The sequence below is a fragment of the Burkholderia sp. MSMB1835 genome (assembly GCF_001526365.1).
GTDB lineage: Bacteria > Pseudomonadota > Gammaproteobacteria > Burkholderiales > Burkholderiaceae > Burkholderia.
Map to the genome: position 1 here is coordinate 79,681 of NZ_LOYP01000029.1, position 18,406 is coordinate 98,086.

General features: G+C 68.8%; 20 protein-coding genes and 1 riboswitch. Of the genes, 18 read left to right on the forward strand and 2 right to left on the reverse strand.

What is annotated here, in order from left to right; translation table 11 throughout:
• Positions 1 to 178: 178 nt before the first annotated feature.
• Positions 179 to 955, reverse strand: a complete 777-nt coding sequence (locus WS96_RS12730) for an SDR family NAD(P)-dependent oxidoreductase (RefSeq protein ID WP_059832925.1) — start codon at positions 953 to 955, stop codon at positions 179 to 181.
• Positions 952 to 2,721 carry an ABC transporter ATP-binding protein/permease gene (locus WS96_RS12735; protein ID WP_059832929.1) on the reverse strand — a complete coding sequence of 590 codons (1,770 nt, stop codon included), beginning with the start codon at positions 2,719 to 2,721 and terminating at the stop codon, positions 952 to 954. The genes WS96_RS12730 and WS96_RS12735 overlap by 4 nt, the downstream gene beginning before the upstream one ends.
• Before the next feature lie 270 nt (positions 2,722 to 2,991).
• Positions 2,992 to 3,115: riboswitch (TPP riboswitch) on the forward strand.
• A 224-nt stretch (positions 3,116 to 3,339) separates the two neighbouring features.
• On the opposite strand from WS96_RS12735, the gene WS96_RS12740 reads away from it, so the two are divergent.
• The 18 genes from WS96_RS12740 (at position 3,340) to hisB (ending at position 18,399) form a co-directional block, all read left to right on the forward strand.
• Entirely contained in the window at positions 3,340 to 4,476 is a 1,137-nt protein-coding gene (locus WS96_RS12740) for an FAD-dependent oxidoreductase (protein WP_059833075.1), read from the forward strand.
• Positions 4,477 to 4,508: 32 nt separating this feature from the next.
• On the forward strand, positions 4,509 to 4,706 hold the full coding sequence (gene thiS / locus WS96_RS12745; protein ID WP_006488534.1) for a sulfur carrier protein ThiS: 198 nt from the start codon (positions 4,509 to 4,511) through the stop codon (positions 4,704 to 4,706).
• 37 nt (positions 4,707 to 4,743) lie between these two features.
• A complete protein-coding gene (locus WS96_RS12750; RefSeq protein WP_059499745.1) occupies positions 4,744 to 5,559 on the forward strand; it encodes a thiazole synthase in 816 nt (271 codons plus the stop codon).
• Positions 5,556 to 6,680: a thiamine phosphate synthase gene (thiE, locus tag WS96_RS32310; RefSeq protein ID WP_082720248.1), complete on the forward strand. Its 1,125-nt coding sequence runs from the start codon at positions 5,556 to 5,558 to the stop codon at positions 6,678 to 6,680. The genes WS96_RS12750 and thiE overlap by 4 nt, the downstream gene beginning before the upstream one ends.
• Before the next feature lie 84 nt (positions 6,681 to 6,764).
• Complete coding sequence (locus WS96_RS12760) at positions 6,765 to 7,586, forward strand: ABC transporter ATP-binding protein (RefSeq protein WP_006477138.1); 822 nt, start codon at positions 6,765 to 6,767, stop codon at positions 7,584 to 7,586.
• The gene (mlaE, locus tag WS96_RS12765; RefSeq protein ID WP_034209767.1) at positions 7,583 to 8,350 is read left to right on the forward strand and encodes a lipid asymmetry maintenance ABC transporter permease subunit MlaE; all 768 of its coding nucleotides are present in this window, start codon (positions 7,583 to 7,585) and stop codon (positions 8,348 to 8,350) included. The genes WS96_RS12760 and mlaE overlap by 4 nt, the downstream gene beginning before the upstream one ends.
• Before the next feature lie 24 nt (positions 8,351 to 8,374).
• Complete coding sequence (mlaD, locus tag WS96_RS12770; RefSeq protein ID WP_059832932.1) at positions 8,375 to 8,944, forward strand: outer membrane lipid asymmetry maintenance protein MlaD; 570 nt, start codon at positions 8,375 to 8,377, stop codon at positions 8,942 to 8,944.
• A gap of 30 nt (positions 8,945 to 8,974) precedes the next feature.
• Complete coding sequence (locus WS96_RS12775; RefSeq protein WP_059832934.1) at positions 8,975 to 9,937, forward strand: MlaA family lipoprotein; 963 nt, start codon at positions 8,975 to 8,977, stop codon at positions 9,935 to 9,937.
• A gap of 111 nt (positions 9,938 to 10,048) precedes the next feature.
• The gene (locus tag WS96_RS12780) at positions 10,049 to 10,678 is read left to right on the forward strand and encodes an MlaC/ttg2D family ABC transporter substrate-binding protein (RefSeq protein WP_034209874.1); all 630 of its coding nucleotides are present in this window, start codon (positions 10,049 to 10,051) and stop codon (positions 10,676 to 10,678) included.
• Positions 10,675 to 10,950, forward strand: a complete 276-nt coding sequence (locus WS96_RS12785) for an STAS domain-containing protein (protein WP_059832937.1) — start codon at positions 10,675 to 10,677, stop codon at positions 10,948 to 10,950. The genes WS96_RS12780 and WS96_RS12785 overlap by 4 nt, the downstream gene beginning before the upstream one ends.
• 192 nt (positions 10,951 to 11,142) lie before the next feature.
• Positions 11,143 to 12,069 carry an ABC transporter ATP-binding protein gene (locus WS96_RS12790; protein WP_034209771.1) on the forward strand — a complete coding sequence of 309 codons (927 nt, stop codon included), beginning with the start codon at positions 11,143 to 11,145 and terminating at the stop codon, positions 12,067 to 12,069.
• Positions 12,066 to 12,887 (forward strand): ABC transporter permease, encoded by an 822-nt coding sequence (locus WS96_RS12795; protein ID WP_230624984.1) that lies wholly within the window; start codon positions 12,066 to 12,068, stop codon positions 12,885 to 12,887. The genes WS96_RS12790 and WS96_RS12795 overlap by 4 nt, the downstream gene beginning before the upstream one ends.
• A gap of 55 nt (positions 12,888 to 12,942) precedes the next feature.
• A complete protein-coding gene (locus tag WS96_RS12800) occupies positions 12,943 to 13,182 on the forward strand; it encodes a BolA family protein (protein WP_006477131.1) in 240 nt (79 codons plus the stop codon).
• A 14-nt stretch (positions 13,183 to 13,196) separates the two neighbouring features.
• A complete protein-coding gene (gene murA, locus WS96_RS12805) occupies positions 13,197 to 14,546 on the forward strand; it encodes a UDP-N-acetylglucosamine 1-carboxyvinyltransferase (protein ID WP_059780304.1) in 1,350 nt (449 codons plus the stop codon).
• Positions 14,543 to 15,196, forward strand: coding sequence for an ATP phosphoribosyltransferase (hisG, locus tag WS96_RS12810; protein WP_034209773.1), 654 nt, complete (start codon positions 14,543 to 14,545; stop codon positions 15,194 to 15,196). The genes murA and hisG overlap by 4 nt, the downstream gene beginning before the upstream one ends.
• A 24-nt stretch (positions 15,197 to 15,220) precedes the next feature.
• Positions 15,221 to 16,537, forward strand: coding sequence for a histidinol dehydrogenase (gene hisD / locus WS96_RS12815; RefSeq protein WP_034209774.1), 1,317 nt, complete (start codon positions 15,221 to 15,223; stop codon positions 16,535 to 16,537).
• 135 nt (positions 16,538 to 16,672) lie between these two features.
• Positions 16,673 to 17,746 carry a histidinol-phosphate transaminase gene (hisC, locus tag WS96_RS12820; protein WP_059832940.1) on the forward strand — a complete coding sequence of 358 codons (1,074 nt, stop codon included), beginning with the start codon at positions 16,673 to 16,675 and terminating at the stop codon, positions 17,744 to 17,746.
• A gap of 65 nt (positions 17,747 to 17,811) precedes the next feature.
• On the forward strand, positions 17,812 to 18,399 hold the full coding sequence (gene hisB / locus WS96_RS12825; RefSeq protein WP_011546606.1) for an imidazoleglycerol-phosphate dehydratase HisB: 588 nt from the start codon (positions 17,812 to 17,814) through the stop codon (positions 18,397 to 18,399).
• Positions 18,400 to 18,406 lie beyond the last annotated feature (7 nt).

Below are 18,406 nucleotides of genomic sequence, written 5' to 3' on the forward strand. Positions count from 1 at the left end.
CGCTGCCGTGCGGCGACTATTTTACGGGCGGGATGAAGGGCGCCAAAAACGTGCGTGCGGGTGCTTGCGCGGCGGCGCGGGGATGGGCGTTCGGCCAGGAGCGACGCTCGATCGTGCGTGAGCGCCATGCGGGCGCCGGCGGCGACCTGCGCGCCGGCACGGCCGGCACGCGCTCGCGTCAGAGCGTCAGGCCGCCGTCCACATGGATGACCTGGCCGGTGATCTGCCGCGCCGCGTCGGACAGCAGGAACGCGATCAGCGCGGCGACGTCGTCGGGTTCGGCGATCCGGCCAAGCGGCGTCGCCTGTTCGGCGCGGGCCCAAGCGGCCGCATTGTCCGCGCTCGGGCCGTGGTCCTTGCGCGTGAAGCCGGGCGCGACCGCATTGACGGTGATGCCGCACGCGGCGAACTCGGCTGCCGCCGAGCGCACCAGCGATTCGAGCGCGGCTTTCGCGGCCGCGGTCGCCGCGAACGGCGCGTCCGCCCGATAGCGGTGCGCGACGAACGAGCTGACCGCGACGATGCGCGGCGCTGTCGACGCTTCGAGCAGCGGCCGCGCGCGGGCCGCGAGCGCGGAGAACGCGCCGGGCATCGCCGCGAAGGCGGATGCGAGCGCGTCCGCGCAGAGGTCGGAAAAGGATTGCCGCGCGGCGAAGCCGGCGTTCGCGACGAGTTGGTCGAGCCCGCCGAAGCGGGCAGCGGTGGCGTCGACGAGCGCGGCGGCGACGCCCGCTTCGGCGAGATCACCGGTGAGCGTCACGCATTGCGCGCCCGCTGCCGTGCATCGGTCGGCGACGTCGGCGACGCGTGCGCGGGCTGCCGGGTCCGCGCCGCGCGCATGCAGCGCCAGCGCGACGCCGGGCGCCGGGAGTCGACGCGCGAGCGCCGCGCCGATCCCCGAACCTGCGCCGGTGATCAGCGCGATCCGCGCGATGTGCGCGGCGCGTGCGCTCACGCGGCGACCTTGTCGTCGCTGTTCGCGCGCTCGACGTTGATCGTGCCGCCGTGGAACGCGGCCAGCGACTCGCGGTGCGCGATGCTGACGATCGCGGCCTTCGGCAGCCGTTCGGCGAACAGATGATAGAGGCGGGCTTCGTTGTCGGCGTCGAGCGCACTGGTCGCTTCGTCGAGGAACAGGAAGTCGGGCTTGTGCAGCAGCACGCGGGCGCCGGCCAGGCGCTGTTGCTCGCCGGGCGACAGCACGCGGGTCCAGTGCGCGGTTTCGTCGAGGCGCTCGACGTAATCCTCGAGGCGGCACGCGCGCAGCGCGTCGCGGCACGCTTCGTCGCTGAACGTGTCGGGCGTCGCCGGGTAGGTGAGCGCGGCCTTCAGCGTGCCGATCGGCAAATAGCTCGTCTGCGGCACGAACATCATCCGCGCGCCGACCGGCGCATCGATCGCGCCGTCGCCGAACGGCCACAGGCCCGCGAGCGCGCGCATGAACGTGCTCTTGCCGGATCCGGACTTGCCGACCACGAGCCAGCGCGAGCCGGGTTCGATCGTGACGTCGCCGATGTTCGCGAGTGCGTTGCCGTTCGGCAGCGCGAGCTTGAGCGACGACGTGGACAGCTTCGCGGCGTCGATGTAGTGCAGGTTGATACCGCCGTGCTCGGTCGCGGGCGACAGGCTTTCCTTCAGGTGCGACGTGCCCATCACGCGCTTGAATTCGCGCAGACGGTTGACGGTGGCGCGCCATTCGACGAGGGTCGAGTAGCTGTTGATGAACCACGAGAACGAATCGCTGACGGTGCCGAACGCGGACGAGATCTGCATCAGCACGCCGAACGAGAACGCGCCTGCAAAGTAGCGCGGTGCGGCGACGACGAGCGGGAAGATGATCGCGATCTGCCCGTAGAAGCTCAGCACGAACGTGAGCCGCTTCGTGTACTTCATCACGCGCCACCAGTTGTCGCGGATACGCATGAAAAGCGTCTGCGCGTTGCCGGTCTCGGTCTTCTCGCCGTCGTAGAACGCGATCTGCTCGGCGTTCTCGCGCACGCGGATCAGCCCGAAGCGGAAATCGGCCTCGACGCGCTGCTGCTGGTAGTTGATCGACACGAGCGGATGGCCGACCTTCTGGATGATCAGCGAGCCGACCACCGCGTACAGCGCGGCCGCCCACACCATGTAGCCGGGAATCGCGATCGGCGTCGCGCCGAGCGTGAACGTCAGCGCGCCGGCGAGCGACCACAGGATCGTGATGAACGACACGAGCGTGACGACCGTCGACAGCAGGTCGAGCGACAGCGCGAGCGTCGTGGTCGCGAACGACTGGAGGTCGTCGGTGATCCGCTGGTCGGGGTTGTCCGCGAGGCGGTCGCGCTCGATCCGGTAGAACGCGCGATCGCCGAGCCACTGGCCGAGAAAGCGGTCGGTGAGCCACTGGCGCCAGCGAAAGCCGAGCATCTGCCGCAGGTAGCGGCCGTACACGGCGAGGATGATGAACCCGAAGGCGAGCGCGGAGAACTGCATCAGCAGATTCGGGAAGTCGTGGACGTCCTTCGACTGCAGCGCGTTGTAGAACTGCGCGTTCCACTTGTTCAGCCGGACGTTGATCCAGACCACGCAGAGGTTGATCGCGATGATCGTGACCAGCAGCCCCCACGCGATTTTCCATTCGGACGATACCCAGTAGGGCTTGATGAGGCTCCATGCGGATACCGGGCGCTCGTCCTGCGGCGCGTCGGAGGCGGAGCGGACGGGATCGATCGATTGGGTCATGTGCTTCCTGATGATGAGCCGGCGCGCGGGCCGGGCGAAACCGGGCGCGCGCCGCGATACGGCATGCCGGGGCGCGGCGCCGACTGACGGCGGGCGTCCGGATGGTCGCCCGTGCGTCTTAAACGGCACTTAAAAACCGGCGGTGACGCGGCAACCGGCCGCTCGCGCGGCCGGCCTGCGGGCATTGTGCCAGAGCGGCGCGGCGCGCCGGCGAATTTGCCGCAAGGGGGACAGTTTGCGGCGCTTTCCGCTTTTATGGTCTAATGGCCGACGACGAAACAGGGGTGCTTCGTGGCGCGGCCGGCAGATGTTCCGGGCAGTGCGGCGAGGCTGAGAAAGACCCTTCGCACCCGATCCGGGTAATACCGGCGAGGGAAGTTTCTGATCCCGCCGGGCCGCGCTGGCCGCCATCCCACATGGTCAGCGCCCGAGTCCCGCCCGGCCGGCCTTTGCTGCCGGTTTCGTCCTTTGGGTACGCGCATTGCGCGTTACGGAAGGAATGATGACCGCACAATCCTCAGTCTTTTGCATGGTTCCCGGCCCGATGTCGCGTGCGTTCGCATGCGGCGGCGCGTGCGCGTCGGCGTCCGTCGCGCGTCGCCGCGCGGAGGACGCGCGATGAACGTCCGCGATACACGGCCCGATTTCGCGGTGCTCGGCGGCGGGCTCGTCGGCCGCCTGATCGCATGGCGGCTCGCGGGCGACGGGCATCGCGTCGCGCTCTACGAGCGCGGCGGCCCGGACGGCGAGCAGTCGGCCGCGTGGATCGCGGCCGCGATGCTCGCGCCGCTCGCGGAAGCGGCGAGCGCGGAACGGCTGATCACCGAGCTCGGCGTCGCATCGCTCGCGCGCTGGCCGCAGTGGCTCGCGGAACTGCCCGAACCCGTCTTTTTCCAGCATCGCGGCACGCTCGTCGTCTGGCATCACGCGGACCGCGCGGAGGCGCCGCTGTTCGAGCGGCGCGTCCGCGCGAACGCGCCGGCCGAGCTGTTCGACGGCGGCTTCGTGACGCTCGCCGGCGCGCAGGTCGACGCGGCCGAACCCGCGCTCGCGGGCCGCTTCGCGCGCGGGCTGATGCTGCCGCGCGAAGGGCAGCTCGACAACCGCCAGGCGCTGCGCGCGCTCGCCGCGGGCCTCGCCGAACGCGGCGTCGCGCTGCACTGGCACGCGTCGGTCGACGACGCGAACCGGCCTGCCGCGCATGTCACGATCGATTGCCGCGGGCTCGGCGCGAAAGCCGCGCTGCCCGCGCTGCGCGGCATCCGCGGCGAAGTCGCGCGCGTGCATGCGCCGGGCATCGGGCTCGCGCGGCCCGTGCGGCTGCTGCATCCGCGCTATCCGCTGTACATCGCGCCGAAGCAGGACGATCTCTACGTGATCGGCGCGACCGAGGTGGAGGGCGAGGACATGTCGCCCGTCAGCGTGCGCTCGGCGCTCGAACTGTTGAGCGCGGCGTTTTCCGTGCATCCGGCGTTCGGCGAGGCACGCATTCTCGAACTCAACGCGCAGTGCCGGCCGACGCTGCCCGATCATCGCCCGGCGCTGATCTGGGACGGCGCATCGACGCTCGCCGTCAACGGCCTGTACCGGCACGGCTTCATGATCGCGCCGGAAGTCGCGCAGGCGGCCGTCGCGTTCGCGCAGGCCGCGCTCGGCGGCTCGCTCGGCGATGCCGACGCGTTCGCCGCATGGCGCGACGCCGCACGCTGGCCGACGCTGCTTCATCACCGCAACGACGCGCGCCAGCCGGCCTGACGCGCGCCGCCGACCGAATCCGACCCAGCCTCATGGATATCCAGATCAATCAACAGACCCTGACGTTGCCCGACGGCGCGACGGTGGCCGACGCGCTTGCCGCGTACGGCGCGCGTCCGCCGTACGCGGTGGCGCTGAACGGCAACTTCGTCGCGCGCACGCAGCATGCGGCGCGCGCGCTCGCGGCGGGCGACAGGCTCGACGTCGTGCACCCCGTCGCAGGCGGCTGAGCGCCGCCGTTTCGCCCCGCTCTTCCAGGAAAACGACATGACGTCCCACACCTCCGCCGACGCGCTCACGCTATACGGCGCCACTTTCGCAAGCCGCGTGCTGCTCGGCACGTCGCGCTATCCGTCGCTGCAGTCGCTGTCCGATTCGATCGCCGCGTCGCGCCCCGGGATGGTGACGGTCGCGCTGCGCCGCCAGATGACGGGCGGCACGGCCGAAGCCGGCTTCTTCGATCTGCTCAAGCGCCACGCGGTGCCGCTGCTGCCGAACACGGCCGGGTGCCAGACCGTCGCCGAAGCCGTGACGACCGCGCACATGGCGCGCGAGGTATTCGACACCGACTGGATCAAGCTCGAACTGATCGGCGACGACTACACGCTGCAACCCGATCCGGTCGGACTGATCGAAGCCGCCGCGCAACTGATCAAGGACGGCTTCAAGGTGCTGCCGTACTGCACCGAGGATCTCGTGATCGGCCGGCGCCTGCTCGACGTCGGCTGCGAGGCGCTGATGCCGTGGGGCGCGCCGATCGGCACCGGCAAGGGCGTCGTGAATCCGTACGGCCTGCGCGTGCTGCGCGAGCGGCTGCCGGACGTGCCGCTGATCGTCGACGCGGGGCTCGGCGTGCCGTCGCACGCGTGCCAGGTGATGGAGTGGGGTTTCGACGGCGTGCTGCTGAATACGGCCGTCTCGCAGGCCACGCACCCGGAGATCATGGCGCGCGCGTTTGCGCAGGGCGTCGAGGCCGGCCGCGCCGCGTATCTCGCCGGTCCGATGGACGCGCGCGAAACCGCACACGCGAGCACGCCGGTCGTCGGGATGCCGTTCTGGCACCAGGACGGGGGCGGCGCATGAGCGCGCGCTTCGCCGATGCGTTCTGGCCGCCGGCCGACGAACTGGCCGAAGCGGCCGAGCGGATTCGCGCGCGGCTCGGCGACTGGCCGGACGGCGCGGCGCCGTGGCGGCTCTGCGTGGCGGCGCCCGACGTGCCGGCCGACGGCGACGTGCTGATCGTGTCGGCCGGCGATCGCGCCGCGCAGGCGCGTGCGTCGGCCGTATCGCGGCCGGCGTCGCCGGGGGCGGTGGCGATCGAATTCGACGAGCAGGGCGCCGTGCTGCATGCGGCCGGCGTGCGCTACGCACTCGACGCCGCGCATCCGCTCGCGGACGACTGGATCGCGGCGCTCGCCGCGTTCCTCGATTGCGGCTTCGCGCCGGTCGACGCGCTGGTGCTCGCGCTGGCGTGGCGCGACGGCGACGAGACGCGCGCCGCCGACGCGTGGCCGGTCGATGCCGCGCAATTCCCGCGCGTCGCCGGGCTGCCGCCCGCGCCGGCGCCCGCGTTCGCCCCGTGCCCCGCGCAGCTCGGCCTCTATCCGGTCGTGCCGAGCGCGGAATGGGTCGAGCGCGTGCTCGACGGCGGCGCGCGAACCGTGCAATTGCGCATGAAAGACGCGACGCCGGACGCGCTGCGCCGCGAAATATCGCGCGCGGTCGCGGCCGGGCGCCGTTATCCCGATGCGCGCGTGTTCATCAACGATCACTGGCAGATCGCGGTAGAAGAGGGGGCGTACGGCGTACATCTCGGCCAGGAGGATCTCGAAACGGCCGATCTGGCCGCGATCGCGCGCGCGGGCCTGCGACTCGGACTTTCGAGCCACGGCTACTACGAGATATTGCGGGCACTGCACGAGCGGCCGAGCTACCTCGCGCTCGGCCCCGTGTACGCGACCGCGACCAAGGCGGTCGCCGCGCCGCCGCAGGGCCTCGCGCGAATTGCCCGCTACGTGCGCCTCGCGGGCGCGCGGGCGCCGCTCGTCGCGATCGGCGGGGTCGGGATCGACACGCTGCCGGCCGTGCTGGCGACGGGCGTCGGCAGCGTCGCCGTGGTCAGCGCGGTCACGGGCGCGGCCGACTATCGGACGGCGCTTATTGCGCTGCAGCAGTGCTTTGCCGGACAATTTGACAATCATTGACCGCGGGGTCCGGAACGGCGTCACGACATCATTCCAATGCAGGCCCTATAATTCGGCGTTCTGCGTAAAAGGACTGTCAGCTCCGTGAGCCCCACTCCTACCGAGACCCTGCTGGAACTTCGCGACGTCGACTTCGGCTACGGCGATCGCCTCGTCCTGTCCAACCTGAACCTGCGCTTCGGGCGTGGGCAGGTCGTCGCGGTCATGGGCGGCTCGGGTTGCGGCAAGACCACCGTGCTGCGTCTGATCGGCGGCCTCGTGCGCGCGCGCCGCGGCCAGGTGCTGTTCGACGGCGCCGACGTCGGCGCGCAAACGCGCGACGGCCTGTATGCGCTGCGCCGCAAGATGGGCATGCTGTTCCAGTTCGGCGCGCTGTTCACCGACATGTCGGTGTTCGAGAACGTCGCGTTCGCGCTGCGCGAGCATACCGACCTGCCCGAAGACCTGATCCGCGATCTGGTGCTGATGAAGCTGAACGCGGTCGGGCTGCGCGGCGCGCGCGACCTGATGCCGTCCGAGGTGTCGGGCGGGATGGCGCGCCGCATCGCGCTGGCGCGCGCGATCGCGCTCGATCCGCAGCTCATCATGTACGACGAGCCGTTCGCGGGCCTCGATCCGATCTCGCTCGGCATCACCGCCAACCTGATCCGCACGCTGAACCAGGCGCTCGGCGCGACGTCGATCCTCGTCACGCACGACGTGCCGGAATCGTTCGCGATCGCCGACTACGTGTATTTTCTGGCCAACGGCGGCGTGCTCGCGCAGGGCACGCCCGACGAGCTGCGCGCGTCGACCGATCCGAGCGTGCGGCAATTCATCGACGGCGCGCCGGACGGCCCGTTCAAATTTCACTACACGAGCCCGCCGCTGGCGGCGGATTTCGGGCTCGGCGGAGGGCGCGCATGATCAGCGCGATCGGACGTTACGTCATCGGCGGCCTCGAGCGGGCGGGCTACGGCACGCGCCTGTTCGTGCGCCTCGTGCTGGAATTCTTCCCGCTGCTGCGTCGGCCGCGGCTGGTCACGAAGCAGATCCACTTCCTCGGCAACTATTCGTTCGTGATCATCGCCGTGTCGGGGCTGTTCGTCGGCTTCGTGCTCGGCCTGCAGGGGTATTACACGCTGAACCGCTATGGTTCCGAGCAGGCGCTCGGCCTGCTGGTCGCGCTGTCGCTCGTGCGCGAGCTCGGGCCCGTCGTCACCGCGCTGCTGTTCGCGGGCCGCGCGGGCACGTCGCTCACGGCCGAGATCGGCCTGATGAAGGCCGGCGAGCAGCTCACCGCGCTCGAGATGATGGCGGTCGACCCGATCAAGAACGTGATCGCGCCGCGCATGTGGGCGGGCATCATCGCGATGCCGCTGCTGGCCGCGATCTTCAACGCGGTCGGCGTGCTCGGCGGGTACTTCGTCGGCGTCGTGCTGATCGGCGTCGATCCGGGCGCGTTCTGGTCGCAGATGCAGGGCGGCGTCCAGGTCTGGGCCGACGTCGGCAACGGCGTGCTGAAGAGCATCGTGTTCGGCTTCGCCGTGACCTTCATTGCCCTGTTTCAGGGGTATGAAGCGAAGCCCACGCCCGAAGGCGTGTCGCGCGCGACCACCAAGACGGTCGTGTTCGCGTCGCTCGCCGTACTCGGCCTCGATTTCCTGCTGACCGCGCTGATGTTCAGCTAAGCCTCAGCCAAGCCAAATTTTGGGATGACGATGAAAAAGACTGCTCTCGACTTCTGGGTCGGCCTGTTCGTGGTGGTGGGCTTCCTTGCGGTGCTGTTCCTGGCGCTGAAGGTCGGCAACATGAGCTCGCTGTCGTTTCAGCCGACCTACTCGGTGAGGATGAAATTCGACAATATCGGCGGGTTGAAGCCGCGCGCGGCCGTGAAGAGCGCCGGCGTCGTGGTCGGCCGCGTGAAGTCGATCGGCTTCGACACGAACACCTACCAGGCGGTCGTCACGATCGACGTCGACGGCCAGTACCAGTTTCCGAAGGATTCGTCCGCGAAGATCCTGACGTCGGGCCTGCTCGGCGAGCAATATATCGGCCTCGATCCGGGCGGCGACACCGAAATGCTGAAGTCGGGCGATACGATCGCGATGACGCAGTCGGCGATCGTGCTCGAGAACCTGATCGGCCAGTTCCTGTACAGCAAGGCCGCCGATGCGGGCGGTGCGAAGCCGGCAGCCGGCGCATCGGCTGCTCCGGCCGCTCCCGTCGCGCCGGCGCCGGTGGCGGTGCCGGCGTCGGCGGTGTCCGGCTCGGCCGGCCAATAACCACACGAGAGAAAACAAGAGGGTAATGACATGCACACGATCCGCATCAGGCACGCCGCGCTGGCGGTAGCGGCAGTCGCCGCGTTGAGCGGCTGCGCGACCGTGCAGACGCCGACCAAGGGCGATCCGCTCGAAGGCTTCAACCGGACGATGTACAAGTTCAACGACACGGTCGATACGTACGCGCTGAAGCCCGTCGCGAAGGGCTACCAGTACGTGGTGCCGCAGCCGGTGCGCGACAGCGTGACGAACTTCTTCTCGAACATCGGCGACGTCTACATCGCGGCGAACAACATCGTGCAGCTGCGGATCGCGGACGGCGTCGGCGACATCATGCGCGTCGTGATCAACACGGTGTTCGGCGTCGGCGGCCTGTTCGACGTCGCGACGATCGCGAAGCTGCCGAAGCACACGGCCGACTTCGGGATCACGATGGGCCGCTACGGCATGCCGTCGGGTCCGTACCTCGTGCTGCCGCTGCTCGGCCCGAGCACGCTGCGCGACACGGCCGGCCTGGGCGTCGACTACGTCGGCAACCCGCTCACCTACGTGAAACCGGACGGCCTGAGCTGGGGCCTGTTCGGCGTGAACCTGGTCAACACGCGTGCGAACCTGCTGGGCGCGGGCGACGTGCTCGATGCCGCGGCGCTCGACAAGTATTCGTTCGTACGCAATGCGTACCTGCAGCGTCGCCAGATGCTGATCAACAACGCGCGCGGCGAAGCCGCCACGACGTCGAGCAACGACGCGCTGCCGAAGTACGACCTGCCGGACGACGGTGCGGCGCCGGCGGCAGCCGGCGCGGCCGGTACGGCGGGCGCGGCCGCGGTGGGCGGCGCCGCGCCGGCGGGCGCATCGGGCGCGGCGGTGGCTGCGCCGGCGTCGAGCGCGGCCGAAGCACCCAACCCGGCGAGCGAAACGAACGTGCCGGCCATGCAGGTGGCGCCGCCGTCGCCGGGCGGGTTCCGGTTCCCGAGCATCCGGCTGCACTGACGGATTTACATTCGTTACAGCCGGAAACGATTCAGTCGGTAGCGTATGCGAACTTGCGCGTAAGCTACCTGCTCCAACCTTCGCATCGACTCATTCATGCAGGCCACTATGATGAAAAAACTGTTCCTGATCCCCGTTTTCGCGGCGCTGTTCTCGTTCGGCAGCGCAGCTCACGCGCAAGTCGACCAGTCGAACCCGCAGGCGCTGATCAAGACGGCGACGCAGCAGGTGCTCGACGAAGTCAAGCAGCAGACGATCAAGCAGGGCGACACCAACCGCATCATCACGATCGTCAACAAGGACATCCTGCCGTACACCGATTTCCGCCGCACCACGCAGCTGGCCATGGGCCGCAACTGGCGCACGGCGACGGCCGAGCAGCAGCAGCAGGTTCAGGAGCAGTTCAAGCTGCTGCTGATCCGCACGTATTCGGGTGCGCTCGCCCAACTGAAGCCGGATCAGCAGATCCAGTACCCGCCGTTCCGCGCCGATCCGGCCGATACCGACGTCGTGGTCAAGACGGTCGCGATGAACAACGGCCAGCCGGTCCAGATCGACTACCGCCTGTACAAGACGGCGAACGGCTGGAAGGTGTATGACCTGAACGTGCTCGGCGCATGGCTGATCCAGACGTACCAGCAACAGTTCAACGAGAAGATCCAGCAAAGCGGCGTGGACGGCCTGATCAAGTTCCTGTCGCAGCGCAACCAGGAACTTGCCGCGGGCAAGCAAGCGTCGTGAGCGGCTTCGCAGCCGGTTCCTCGCTGACCGTCGCGAGCGCGAAGTCCGCGCTCGCGGAAGGTCTTGCGCGCATCGGCGCCGGCGCGACCGCCGTCGATTGCGCGGCGCTGACGCAGTTCGACTCGTCCGCGCTCGCCGTGCTGCTCGCATGGCAACGTGCCGCCAAAGCGCGCGGCGCAACCCTCGACATCCTCAATCTCCCTCCGAAGCTCGCCAGCCTCGCGCGCGCCTACGGCGTCGACGCGCTCATCGACGGCACCGGGCGACATTGACCCTGTCCGACCGAAGCCTGCCGCGCCAGCCGGCGCGCGCACGCTTCAGGCCGCGCGCCGCCGGCGCCGGCTCCCCCAGCCGGTTTGCCCTATAATCAAGCGTTTTGCGGGGCAGCCAATCGGCGTCCGGCCCCCATTTTCTTTCGCAGCAAGCACAGAATAGGCGTCGCGGCCCTGGCGTCGCGCACAGTCATGTCAGCCATAGAAATCCGTCACGTCAAGAAGCGCTACAAGTCGCTTCAGGCGCTCAAGGGCGTCAGCCTGTCGGTCGAGGAAGGCGAGTTTTTCGGTCTGCTCGGCCCCAACGGCGCAGGCAAGACCACGCTCATCAGCATCCTCGCCGGGCTCGCCCGGGCCGACGAAGGCAGTATCTCGGTGCTCGGCCACGACGTCGTCCAGGACTTCCGCAGCGCGCGCCGCGCACTCGGCGTCGTTCCGCAGGAGCTCGTTTTCGACCCGTTCTTCACCGTTCGCGAGACGCTGCGGATCCAGTCCGGCTATTTCGGGCTGCGCCGCAACGACGACTGGATCGATGAAGTGATGGCCAATCTCGATCTCACCGAGAAAGCCGACGCGAACATGCGCGCGCTGTCGGGCGGGATGAAGCGTCGCGTGCTCGTCGCGCAGGCGCTCGTGCACCGGCCGCCCGTGATCGTGCTCGACGAGCCGACCGCCGGCGTCGACGTCGAATTGCGCCAGACGCTGTGGAAATTCATCTCGCGCCTGAATCGCGAGGGTCACACGATCGTGCTGACCACCCATTACCTCGAGGAAGCCGAGTCGCTGTGCGACCGCATCGCGATGCTGCGCCGCGGCGAAGTCGTCGCGCTCGACCGCACCGACGCGCTGCTGCGCCGCTTTGCGGGCCTGCAGCTGTACCTGCGGTTCGCGACGGGCGCGCTGCCGGCCGAGCTGCGCGGGCTGGAAACCGACCCGGCCGCGCGCGCGCCGGGCGAGCACCTGCTGCGCCTCGCGAGTTACGACGAGGTCGAACGCATCCTCGCGCAATGCCGCGCGGCGGGCTGCACGTTCGACGAGATCGAGGTCCGCAAGGCCGACCTCGAGGACGTGTTCGTCCAGGTGATGAACGGGGCCGAGGTGATCGAGGGTCTGGCATGAATCAACACTCCCCACGCGAACTGCGTTCGCTGTCGTCCGAGGGGACGGCCCGGCGCGTGCCGGGAAGCGGGTTCCGCACGCTGTTCTACAAGGAACTGCTGCGTTTCTGGAAGGTGTCGTTCCAGACGGTGCTCGCGCCGATCGTCACCGCGCTGCTGTATCTGACGATCTTCGGCCATGCGCTGTCGGGCCGCGTCGAGGTCTATCCCGGTGTCGAATACGTGAGCTTTCTCGTGCCGGGCCTCGTGATGATGAGCGTGCTGCAGAACGCGTTCGCGAACAGCTCGTCGTCGCTGATCCAGTCGAAGATCACCGGCAACCTCGTGTTCATGCTGTTGCCGCCGCTGTCGTATCGCGACATCTTCGGCGCGTACGTGCTCGCGTCCGTCGTGCGCGGGCTCGCGGTCGGCGCGGGCGTGTTCGTCGTGACGATCTGGTTTATCCCGATGCACTTCGCGGCGCCGCTGTTCATCATTGCGTTCGCGCTGCTCGGCTCGGCGATCCTCGGCACGCTCGGCCTGATCGCCGGGATCTGGGCCGAGAAGTTCGACCAGCTCGCCGCGTTCCAGAACTTCCTGATCATGCCGCTGACGTTTCTGTCCGGCGTGTTCTATTCGACGCACTCGCTGCCGCCCGTGTGGCGTGAAGTGTCGCGTCTCAATCCGTTTTTCTACATGATCGACGGCTTCCGTTTCGGGTTCTTCGGCGCGTCCGACATCAACCCGTTCGCGAGCCTCGCGATCGTCACCGGTTTCTTCGTGCTGCTCGCGCTGATCGCGATGCGGCTGCTCGCGACCGGCTACAAACTGCGTCATTGATATCGACAGGCCGCGGCCGCCCTTGGGCGGCGCGCGCCGACAGGAGCCTTACACCATGTTGCCGACTCCCGAACAGGTCAAGCAATACATCGCCGGCGGTCTCGCCTGCACGCATCTGGAAGTCGAAGGCGACGGCCAGCATTTCTTCGCGACGATCGTGTCGGCGGCCTTCGAAGGCAAGCGGCCGATCCAGCGGCACCAGCTCGTCTATGCGGCGCTCGGCGATCGCATGAAGCAGGAAATTCACGCGCTCAGCATGAAGACGCTGACGCCCGCCGAATGGCAGAACGCATAAACGGAAATCACTGAGTGCAAGTCACCGCCAACGAGCGCGACGCCGTCCAGAGCGTCGCCACGGCACACCCGGCCGCCAACGGGGAATCGCAGGGACAGGGGATGGACAAGCTGGTGATCGAAGGCGGTCGCCGGCTGTCCGGCGAGATCGTCGTGTCGGGCGCGAAGAACGCCGCGCTGCCGATCCTGTGCGCGGGGCTGCTCAGCGCCGAGCCGGTCGAGCTCGACAACGTGCCGAACCTGAAGGACGTGCGCACCACGCTGAAGGTACTGAACCAGATGGGCGTGAAGAGCGAGACCGACGGCTGCCGCGTGCAACTCGACGCGTCGCGCGTCGACAACCTCGTCGCACCGTACGAGCTCGTGAAGACGATGCGCGCGTCGATCCTCGTGCTCGGACCCCTGCTCGCGCGTTTCGGCGAGGCGAAGGTGTCGCTGCCGGGCGGCTGCGCGATCGGCGCGCGGCCGGTCGACCAGCACATCAAGGGCCTGCAGGCGATGGGCGCCGAGATCAGCATCGAGCACGGCTTCATCGAAGCGCGCGCGAAGCGCCTGAAGGGCGCGCGGATCGTCACCGACATGATCACGGTGACGGGGACCGAAAACCTGCTGATGGCCGCGACGCTCGCCGACGGCGAGACGGTGATCGAGAACGCCGCGCGCGAGCCGGAAGTGAGCGATCTCGCACACTTGCTGGTCGCGATGGGCGCGAAAATCGACGGCATCGGCACCGACCGCCTCGTGATCCAGGGCGTCGAGCGGCTGCACGGCGCGCGCCATTCGGTGATCCCCGACCGCATCGAGGCCGGCACGTTCCTGTGCGCGGTCGCGGCGGCCGGCGGCGACGTGACGCTGACGGGCGTGCGCCCGCACATCCTCGACGCGGTGATCGACAAGCTGCGCGAAGCGGGCGTGTCGATCGAGGAAGGCGACAGCTGGCTGCGCGTGAAGATGGACCGCCGCCCGTCGGCGGTGACGATCCGCACGTCGGAATACCCGGCGTTCCCGACCGACATGCAGGCGCAGTTCATGGCCCTCAATACGGTCGCGACGGGCACCGCGCAGGTCGTCGAAACCATTTTCGAGAACCGCTTCATGCATGTGCAGGAGCTGAACCGGCTCGGCGCGAACATCACGATCGACGGCAACACGGCGCTCGTGACGGGTGTCGAGAAGCTGTCGGGCGCGAACGTGATGGCGACCGACCTGCGCGCGTCGGCGAGCCTCGTGATCGCCGGGCTGCGCGCCGACGGCGAAACGCTCGTCGACCGCATCTATCACCTGGACCGCGGCTACGACCGCATGGAAACCAAACTGACCGCCGTCGGCGCGAACGTGCGCCGCCTCTCCGGGAGCCAAGCATGAGCGCGCCGCTGACCCTCGCCCTGTCGAAGGGCCGGATTTTCGAGGAAACCCTGCCGCTGCTGGCGGCCGCCGGCGTGCAGGTGGCCGAGGATCCGGAAACGTCGCGCAAGCTGATCCTGCCGACGACCGATCCGAACCTGCGCGTGATCATCGTGCGCGCGAGCGACGTGCCGACCTACGTCGAATACGGCGCGGCCGATTTCGGCGTGGCCGGCAAGGACGTGCTGGTCGAGCACGGCGGCTCGGGCCTGTACCAGCCGATCGATCTGAACATTGCGCGCTGCCGGATGTCGGTGGCCGTGCCGGCCGGTTTCGACTACGCGAACGCGGTGCGCCAGGGCGCGCGCCTGCGGGTCGCGACCAAGTACGTCGAAACGGCGCGCGAACACTTTGCCGCGAAGGGCGTGCACGTCGACCTGATCAAGCTGTACGGCTCGATGGAGCTGGCGCCGCTGGTCGGGCTGGCCGACGCGATCGTCGACCTCGTCAGCTCGGGCGGCACGCTGAAGGCGAACAATCTGGTCGAGGTCGAGGAGATCATGGCGATCTCGTCGCGCCTCGTCGTGAACCAGGCCGCGCTGAAGCTGAAGCGCGCGGCGCTCAAGCCGATCCTCGACGCGTTCGAACGCGCGTCGCAGAATGGCGGTTGAGCGCATCACCGTAACGGAACTCCCATGTCCATCACCATCCGCAAGCTCGATTCGACGAACGAAGACTTCGGCGCCGCGCTGCGCGCCGTGCTCGCGTTCGAGGCGAGCGAAGACGAAGCGATCGAGCAATCGGTCGCGCAGATCCTCGCCGACGTGAAGTCGCGCGGCGACGCCGCGGTGCTCGAGTACACGAACCGCTTCGACCGGCTGAGCGCGGACAGCGTCGCCGCGCTCGAACTGCCGCAGGACGCGCTGCAGACGGCGCTCGACGGCCTCGCGCCGAAGGCGCGCGCGGCGCTGGAAGCCGCCGCGGCGCGGGTGCGCGCGTACCACGAGAAGCAGAAGATCGAGTGCGGCACGCATAGCTGGCAGTACACGGAAAGCGACGGCACGGTGCTGGGCCAGAAGGTCACGCCGCTCGACCGCGTCGGCCTGTACGTGCCGGGCGGCAAGGCCGCGTATCCGTCGTCGGTGCTGATGAACGCGATTCCCGCGCGCGTCGCGGGGGTCGGCGAGATCGTGATGGTCGTGCCGACGCCGGACGGCGTGAAGAACGACCTCGTGCTCGCCGCGGCGCTGCTCGGCGGCGTCGATCGCGTGTTCACGATCGGCGGCGCGCAGGCGGTCGGCGCGCTCGCGTACGGCACGGCGACGGTGCCGGCCGTCGACAAGATCTGCGGCCCCGGCAACGCGTACGTCGCGTCGGCGAAGCGCCGCGTGTTCGGCACGGTCGGCATCGACATGATCGCCGGCCCGTCGGAAATCCTCGTGCTGTGCGACGGCACGACCGATCCGAATTGGGTCGCGATGGACCTGTTCTCGCAGGCCGAGCACGACGAACTCGCGCAGTCGATCCTGCTGTGCCCGGACGGTGCGTTCCTCGATCGCGTCGAGAAGGCGATCGACGAGCTGTTGCCGACCATGCCGCGCCAGGACGTGATCCGGGCGTCGCTCGAGGGGCGCGGCGCGCTGATCAAGGTGCGCGACATGGCCGAGGCGTGCCGGATCGCGAACGACATCGCGCCGGAACACCTCGAAATCTCGGCGCTGGAGCCGCAGCAATGGGGCCAGCAGATCCGCCATGCGGGCGCGATCTTCCTCGGCCGCTATACGAGCGAAAGCCTCGGCGACTACTGCGCGGGGCCCAACCACGTGCTGCCGACGTCGCGCACCGCGCGCTTCTCGTCGCCGCTCGGCGTGTACGACTTCATCAAGCGCTCGAGCCTGATCGAGGTCAGCGCGGAAGGCGCGCAGACGCTCGGCGAGATCGCGTCCGAGCTCGCGTACGGCGAAGGGCTGCAGGCGCATGCGAGGAGCGCCGAGTTCCGGATGAAGGGCTGACCGCGCATGGTGCGCGGGGCCGGGCGGGCGCGCAGGCGCCGGCGGCCCCGGATCGACGCGGGAGACGAGTGCAGGGCGGCAGCCGCCGCCTTGCCGACCATTTGACGCCGGCGCGACGCACGCCGGCTTGAGACCATGACGACGCCACAAGACATCATCCGCCGCGACGTGCTCGCGATGACGAGCTACCCGGTTCCCGACGCGAGCGGGTTCGTGAAGCTCGACGCGATGGAGAACCCGTATCCGCTGCCGGCGCCGCTCGCCGCGGCGCTCGGCGAGCGACTCGCGCAGGTCGCGCTGAACCGCTACCCGGCGCCGCGCCCCGCCGCGCTGCTCGACAAGCTGCGCCACGCGATGCACGTGCCGGCCGGCTGCGACGTGCTGCTCGGCAACGGTTCCGACGAAATCATCAGCATGATCGCGGTCGCGTGCGCGCGGCCGGGCGCGACGGTGCTCGCGCCGGTGCCGGGCTTCGTGATGTACGAGCTTTCGGCCAAGCTCGCGCAGCTCGAATTCGTCGGCGTGCCGCTGAAGGCCGACCTGACGCTCGACGTCGACGCGATGCTTGCGGCGATCGAGGAGCACCGGCCGGCGATCGTCTATCTCGCGTATCCGAACAACCCCACCGGCACGCTGTACGACGATGCCGACGTCGAGCGGATCGTCGCGGCCGCGCGGCACAGCCTGATCGTGATCGACGAGGCGTACCAGCCGTTCGCGGAGCGCTCGTGGCTGCCGCGTGCCGCCGAGTTCGACAACGTCGTCGTGATGCGCACGGTGTCGAAGCTCGGCCTCGCGGGTATCCGCCTCGGCTATCTCGTCGGCTCGCCCGCGTGGCTGAACGAATTCGACAAGGTGCGCCCGCCGTACAACATCAACGTGCTGACCCAGGCGACCGCCGATTTCCTGCTCGATCACCTCGACGTGCTCGATGCGCAGGCGGCGCAATTGCGCGCGGAGCGCGCGCGCCTCGCGCAGGCGGTGGCCGCGCTGCCGGGCGCGACGGTGTTTCCGAGCGCCGGCAATTTCCTGCTGGTGCGCGTGCCGGACGCGGCTGCCGTGTTCGATGCGCTGCTCACCGAGCGGGTGCTGGTCAAAAACGTGAGTAAAATGCATCCATTACTGGCCGAATGCGTGCGGCTGACCGTCGGTTCTCCCGACGAAAACGCCCGCCTGCTGGCCGCCTTGAAACTCGCGCTGCCCGGTTGAGCCCAGGGCGCGGCGGCGCGCGACGATCAATCCCCATTTACATCAGACTCGATCAAGGAATTGCCATGCGTGTGGCGGAAGTCGTTCGCAATACCAGCGAAACGCAGATCCGTGTGAAGCTCGATCTCGACGGCACCGGCCGGCAGAAGCTGGCCACCGGCGTGCCGTTTCTCGACCATATGCTCGACCAGATCGCGCGACACGGTCTGGTCGATCTCGAGGTCGAAGCGCATGGCGACACGCATATCGACGATCACCACACGGTCGAGGACGTCGGCATCACGCTTGGCCAGGCCGTCGCGAAGGCGATCGGCGATCGCAAGGGCATCCGCCGCTACGGCCATTCGTACGTGCCGCTCGACGAGGCGCTGTCGCGCGTCGTGATCGACTTCTCGGGCCGGCCCGGCCTCGAATTCCACGTGCCGTTCACACGCGCGCGGATCGGCACGTTCGACGTCGACCTGTCGATCGAGTTCTTCCGCGGGTTCGTGAACCACGCGGGCGTCACGCTGCACATCGACAACCTGCGCGGGATCAACGCGCACCATCAGCTCGAGACGGTGTTCAAGGCCTTCGGCCGCGCGCTGCGCGCGGCGGTGGAGCTCGACGAGCGCGCGGCGGGGCAGATTCCGTCGACGAAAGGAAGCCTCTGAACGTCCG